General features: G+C 59.1%; 5 protein-coding genes. 3 read left to right on the top strand and 2 right to left on the bottom strand.

Translation table 11 applies throughout. From position 1 onward, the window contains the following. Together ABX749_RS16640 and ABX749_RS16635 are read left to right on the top strand one after the other, a co-directional pair. On the top strand, positions 1–1,749 hold a 1,749-nt coding region (locus tag ABX749_RS16640), incomplete at its 5' end, for an ATP-dependent DNA helicase RecQ (RefSeq protein ID WP_372896960.1). A 513-nt stretch (positions 1,750–2,262) separates the two neighbouring features. Beyond that, positions 2,263–3,852: a sulfatase gene (locus ABX749_RS16635; RefSeq protein WP_372896959.1), complete on the top strand. Its 1,590-nt coding sequence runs from the start codon at positions 2,263–2,265 to the stop codon at positions 3,850–3,852. A gap of 7 nt (positions 3,853–3,859) precedes the next feature. Here ABX749_RS16635 and ABX749_RS16630 read toward each other — a convergent pair whose 3' ends face one another. Beyond that, the gene (locus tag ABX749_RS16630) at positions 3,860–4,447 is read right to left on the bottom strand and encodes a hypothetical protein (protein WP_372896958.1); all 588 of its coding nucleotides are present in this window, start codon (positions 4,445–4,447) and stop codon (positions 3,860–3,862) included. A 98-nt stretch (positions 4,448–4,545) separates the two neighbouring features. On the opposite strand from ABX749_RS16630, the gene ABX749_RS16625 reads away from it, so the two are divergent. Next, positions 4,546–4,890 (top strand): VOC family protein, encoded by a 345-nt coding sequence (locus tag ABX749_RS16625; RefSeq protein WP_372896957.1) that lies wholly within the window; start codon positions 4,546–4,548, stop codon positions 4,888–4,890. A gap of 20 nt (positions 4,891–4,910) precedes the next feature. Here the strand turns inward: ABX749_RS16625 and ABX749_RS16620 are convergent. Further along, positions 4,911–6,670 (bottom strand): PA14 domain-containing protein (locus ABX749_RS16620; protein ID WP_372896956.1); only part of this gene is annotated, 1,760 nt, incomplete at its 5' end.

Here is a 6,670-nt window from a genome sequence, read left to right as displayed (position 1 = left end):
GTCGTCGTTTCGCCGCTGATCGCGTTGATGAAGGACCAGTGTGACGCCTTGGCCGCACGTGGGATCCGCGCCGCCCGTCTGGACAGTTCCTTGACCGAGCAAGAATTTCGTGACGCGATGCGGGGCATCCGCGACGGTTCGATCCGCCTGCTGTACGTCGCCCCGGAGCGGTTTTTCAACGAACGATTTCTCGCCTCGGTGGGCTCGTTGGACGTCTCGCTGTTTGCGATCGACGAGGCGCATTGCATCAGTCAGTGGGGGCACAATTTTCGTCCGGATTACTTGAAGCTCGCTGAATTGGCCGGCACGCTCAACGCCGATCGCATTCTGGCGCTGACCGCGACGGCGACGCCGGCGGTGTTGGAGGACATTCGCAAGGCCTTTGCCATCGAACGCGACGATGCGATCCGTACTCCGTTTCATCGTTCCAATCTGCATTTGAAAAGCACCGTCGTCACCGCGGCCGACCATTACGAAACACTCCGCCACCGCATCGAGTCGCGGCCGCGGGGGGCCACGTTGGTGTATGTTTCGAAACAGAAAACGGCCGAGATGATCGCCGAGCAACTCAGCGACGACGGCATTCCCGCGACTGCTTACCACGCCGGGATGGACGCCGAGAGGCGGGCCACGATCCAACAGGATTTTCTGGCATCGGACGACGGCATCATCGTCGCGACGATCGCCTTCGGGATGGGGATCGACAAAGCAAACATCCGCTACGTCTATCACTACAATCCGCCCAAGTCGTTGGAGGCCTACGCCCAAGAGATCGGACGCGCCGGACGCGACGGTGGGCAGTCGGTTTGCGAATTATTGTTGTTACCCGAAGACCGTGTGGTGCTGGAGAATTTCACCTATGGCGATACTCCCAGTCGTCACAGTGTGGGACGGATGATTGATTTTTGTCACGGCCAACCCGACGAATTTTTTGTCTCCCACTACAAGTTGTCATTCGAAACCGACATCCGAATCCTTGTCGTCCGCACGTTGCTGACGTACTTGGAATTAGACGGTTACTTGCAAGCGACATCGCCGCGCTACGATTCCTATAAGATTCATCCCTTGGTGACCTCGCGCGCGATCTTGAATAACTTTGACGGCGAGCGACGAGAGTTTCTGGCCGGATTGCTCGGTCAACTGACCAAGGCGCGGAAGTGGTTCTCGCTCAATACCGTGACGGCGGCCAAGGCCCTTGGGCAAGATCGCCAGCGGATCGTCAAAGCCATCGACTTCATGGCGGCGCAAAACTGGATCGAAGTCAACGTCAGCGATTTGGTTCACGGGTACCGCTGGAAACGGCGGCTGGAACATCCCAAGGTCATCGCTGACCGGTATTTCGAAAAAGTGGTCAGTCGTGAGCAGTCGGAGGTGTCGAGGCTGGAAGACGTGTTCGCGATCGCGAGCGCATCGAATTGCCAGTCACGTCGGCTGGCCGAACATTTTGGCGAAGTGATGGATGAAGCGTGCGGTGTTTGCAGTCATTGCCTCGGCGAAGGTCCCCACACGATTCCCCCGATCAGCCATCGCGAGATCGGTGACGGCGTGCGACGCGCGCTGGCCGAGGTCTGTCGGCAGTATCCGGACCATTTCGCGACCGCGCGTCAGAGGGCGCGGTTTTTGTGTGGACTGTCTTCACCGCAGATGATTCGCTCGCGGCTGTCCCGGCATGCCAGTTTTGGGGTCTGTGAACAAATCCCCTTTGCGGATGTGCTTCGCCAGGTCGAACAGATCTCGCCTGAGCTTTAAAACAGGAATTTTTGGGCGGCCAGCACCAAGGCGACCAACCCGATCCCGGAAATCACAACAGTACGGGCAATTCCATCGAATTTATCAGCGTCCATTCTTTCTCTTTTCCTCTTTCATTGCAGGGGGATCGCTCCAGCCACCGCTTGGCTGACAGGATGCGGACGAGTTTGGTTCGGCCGCCGATCGACGCAACGTTACCAGGGCAAGAAAGATCAAAAAAGGTGGGCCGGTGGATCGGAAAGTAACGGACCTGCCCAACATCGTCACCTGGTAGGGTCACTAGGGGGGCAATGGGTGGTTGAAAATCTACTCCCTTGCGCTTCGTTCGTGTCAGGATCGCGGCCGTCTTGGGTGACATCGATCCCTCGACGACGGATCTGCGACCGCAATCGAGTGCCGGTTGCTAGACTGGTTGCAGCGAAAATGGACAGATCGATGCGACCAGCCTTGCCGGTTCGCCCCTGCCATCCGTTCACGCCACTTCACCACCCCCGACGACTAGAACGCTGTTTCATGAGACGAATCCTTTCTCTGACGATCCTGGCCCTGGCATCTCTCGCGCCCGCCTTCGCCGCCGAACGACCGAACATCTTGTTCATCTTTTCCGACGACCATGCCTTGAACGCGATCTCGGCCTACGGTGGTCGACTCGCGGAGGTCGCGCCGACGCCCAGTATCGATCGCATCGCCAACGAAGGTGCCCTGTTTCGGAACTCCTTTTGCGCCAATTCCATCTGTGGCCCGTCACGCGCTTGCATCCTGACCGGCAAACACAGCCACAAGAACGGTTTCTTGCGCAACACCGGCGCGGGGTTCGACCAGTCTCAATGGACCGTCGCCAAGTCGTTGCACGGCGGTGGCTACCAGACCGCGGTGATCGGGAAATGGCACTTGAAAACGGATCCGGTCGCCTTCGACTACTGGGACATCTTGCCCGGGCAAGGCAGCTATTACAATCCGGTTTTCATCTCGATGGACGGCAAGCAGCAACGGTTTGAAGGATACGCCACCGACATCACGACCGACAAAGCGATCCGGTGGCTCGACGATCGCGACGCCGACAAGCCCTTCTTTTTGATGTGCCAGCACAAGGCACCGCACCGAACGTTTGCCCCCGCCCTTCGCCACCTCGGAACGCTCGACGGAGTCACCATTCCCGAGCCGGACAACTTGTTCGATGACTATGCCACGCGCAGCCGAACGTTGCCGAACAATGAAATGGAAATCGATCGGCACATGACGTGGGCCTACGATTTGAAGCTGCGCAAGGACGAGATGCAGGGCGTCACCTTGCCCGAGTTTCGGTCTTACGGCACCCCGGAATACAACCGCATGACGGAGGAACAGAAGGCAACGTGGGACGCGCACTTCGCGCCGAAAAACAAAGCCTTTATCGATGACTACAAAGCCGGAAAGATCGATCATCGAGAACTGGTGCGTTGGAAGTACCAACGTTACATGCAGAACTACTTGGAAACGGTCAAGGCAGTCGATGAGAGCGTGGGTCGATTGTTGAAATACCTGGACGATCATCAATTGGCGGACAACACCGTCGTGATCTATTCGTCCGACCAAGGGTTTTATCTCGGCGAACACGGTTGGTTCGACAAACGATGGATGTTCGAGGAGTCGTTCACCATGCCCTTTGTGATCCGCTGGCCGGGCGTGGTTCAGCCGGGCTCGAAACCGACGGCATTGATTCAAAACATCGATTATGCCCCCACGTTCCTGGACATGGCCGGCATGGAAACTCCCGACGAAGTTCAAGGGACGTCGATCATGCCGGTGCTCAAGGACAGCGATCAACAGATTCGCGATTCGGTCTATTACGCCTACTATGAACTCGGCGAGCACGCCGTGCCGCAACACTTCGGCGTTCGGACGCACACGCACAAGCTGTTCTACCTGCCGTGGACCGACGAATGGCAGCTGTTTGATTTGGTCAAGGATCCCGCCGAGATGCGAAATGTTTACTCCGATGAGGGATACGCGGAGGTCCGGAAACAGCTTCACCAAACGTACGACCAACTGCGCTCCATGTACGACGCCCCGAGCTACGAAGCCTACGCACCGCCGCAGTATCGCGATAAAACCTCGCGGTGACGCCGGGTCAACCGTCGACGCCCTTCCGCCATGCCTGGGCCTTGGCTTCTTCATCGCCGAACTCGTTAAATTGGAGTCCGGTGCGTTGTTGCAGCAATTCCAGCAACTCGACGTTGCCGTAAAACTGGGGAAGCGTGAATTGGGCCGCGCATCGATTCGGTAGCCTGAGGATCATCACTTCAACCGTGTATGTGGACAAGCCGGCGGCAGGCTGTGCAGGTTCCGTAGGCGATTTGGTTTTGATCGTCTTTCGATACCGCGCCAATCCCGTGATTTCATTCAGCGCAAAACGCCGCGATCCGACCCAGCGGCTGACCACCAGTTGCGTTGGCGTCAACGTTACACGGGCGATGAACAGATGCCGGGCCAACAATCCGGCCCCGCCGGCCATCACGGCGCCGATGACGATGAGAAACATGTCATCGGCTTGTCGCCCCGCGAGGCCGTTGCGCACTTCGCGCGAAAGCCCGGTCACGAGCAGCGTCAATCCGAACAGGCCGATCGAACCGACCGCGGCCCAGGCAACGAAACGGTTCGGCAGTTCGTTGTAGAATCGATGAACATCCGCCGGCGTGTTCGTTGCAGAATCCTTCATGCTGTTCTCGTTGCGATCCTAGACGAGGCGGTGGCGGCGGGAAGGTGTCGAGTCATGCTCGACAGGTTCAAACCAATTTCAATGGAGCGAGAAGAACAATGCAAGTCCACTATCTAGAGTTCGTCACGCCGGACGTTGACGCCGTCTGCGAGACGCTTTCCCAACTCCATGGCGTGACGTTCGACGCCGGTGATCCGATGCTTGGCAATGCACGCACGGCCGAGTTAGCTAGCGGAGGAAAGATCGGTGTGCGTGCTCCGATGCACGAATCCGAGTCGCCCATCGTTCGGCCGTACATGCTGGTCGACGACATTGATGCTGCGGTCGCATCCGCCGAGAAGGCTGGGGGCGAGGTCGCGCTTGCACCGATGGAACTCCCCGGTCACGGGAAGTGCGCGATCTTTTTCCAAGGTGGCATCCAGCACGGACTCTGGCAGGTGTGAGTGCGGGGTCGCCGCAGCAGTCAGGAGTGGTCGAGGCGGCGCAGGAATTGAAGTCCGAATCGGCCGTAGTCTTGTCCGTCGACGTCTCCATCGCCATCGAAATCAAAATCCGAATTGTAGGTGCCCGGTGCTGATTGAAGGAACGCCAGTCCGAAGCGTCCGTAGTCTTGGCCGTCGACATCCCGATCGGCATCGCTGTCACCATAGAGTCGGAAAAACTGGTCGGCGGCGTTTTCACCGTGCACCCAATCGCCGGCCAAACCCAATCCCGTCTGCACCGATTCAATTGCGGTCGCCGGCACCGTCAGCTGGTAGTTCCCGTCGGCCAACGAATGGAGCAAACCGGTTGTGCCGGACGGGTCACGGGAGACCACCGATGGACCGGGACCGAACGTGAGTTCCACGATCGTCTGGCCGTTTTGAAAGGTGGAGTTGACGATCAACGACGTGACTTTGGTGTTCGTATCCCGATTGGTCAATTCGATCTGCGTCTCAGAGACCAGGACTTCTTCGTCGAAGACCAAGCTGATCGAGTCAACGATCGAGCGCTGTTGCTGGCCGACCGGCGGATAGACGCCCGGCGGCGCGGCGACTTCCACTTCGGGAGCAACCGGTGCGTTGGCGGCTAATCGATAGAGTTCGTTTCCGATCAGGCCGTCATCGGCGACGAACAGGAAATCGTCGCCAAAGGGATGAAACCCTTCGGGCTGGCTGCCGAATCGCAGGTCCTGGTTCAAGTCTTCGATCAGCGAGGTGTTCGCCGCAGCGCCTCCGCTGCTGTAGGGCTCGCGCCCGACGGGTCCGTCATCGGTCACGCTCAGCAACAATCTCAATCCCGTCGAGGCTTTGGGTTCGGGGTTGCTGCTTGACAGGCCCGGTTGGATGTCGGCAACCAGTTCCGTGCCGGCGGTCGTTCCGTCGGTGATCCAGAGTTCACGTCCGGTGCCCAGGTCCGTGGGAGCGACCCCGAAGCGGGTGAGGTACTGCTGGCCGATCACGGTCGGTCCGAGAATTCCCGGGCCGGACCAGGCGATCGATAAATTGTCGCCGCCGGAGCCTTCCTTCATCAACGCTTCGATGTAATACACCTGTCCGGCGACCAAGGAGATCGGCGCCGACTGCTGGTCGGTGGGGTACTTGTCGTATTGTCGAGAGCTGGTCCAGACGGGGACCGAAGCGATCTGAGCTGCGTTGGCCGGGTTGTCGTCCGTGCTCAACAGCAGCGAACCTTGGTCGTCCGAAGCAATCCAAAACGTGTAGTCGCCCGTCGTGGGAACGGTCAAGTACGCGCGGACGCGAACCCCGTAGTTGTCGGCGACATTGGTCGGGATCTCGAAGGAGTCCAGTAGTACAATCGAGTCCGGGGCATCGGGGTAATTCGGCGCGGCGGTCAAATTGGCCAGTTGCGTTCCGGTGATGCCGGAGAAGACTTCCAGCAGTGCGCCGCGGTTGGACTGCTCGGCGGCAAAGTAGACTTGACCGCCGGACTCGGTGAACCCGCTGGGGTTGGAACTGCTGCTGAGCGGACCGACGTTGGCGATTTGCGTGGCGACGGTGCCGTTGGACAGAAAGGGTTCAGTCCCATCGACGCCATTGTCCGCGGCAAAGTACAGCGTACCGCCGATGTCGGTCAGCGCGTTGGGGTTGGATGATCCGGTCGGGTGGATGTCCAGCTGGGTCCCGGTCGACGTGTGCAGCTCGCGCCCGTTGCTGCCGTTATCGGCGGTGAAGAAGAGCTTGCCGCCACTGACCGTCAACTCCTGCGGATCGGAGCCGGTGG

Origin of the sequence: Stieleria sp., from assembly GCF_041595215.1 — a bacterium.
Taxonomy (GTDB): Bacteria; Planctomycetota; Planctomycetia; order Pirellulales; family Pirellulaceae; genus Stieleria; species Stieleria magnilauensis.
The sequence above is the reverse complement of the archived record's forward strand: the minus strand, read 5'-3'. Positions and strand labels throughout refer to the sequence as shown.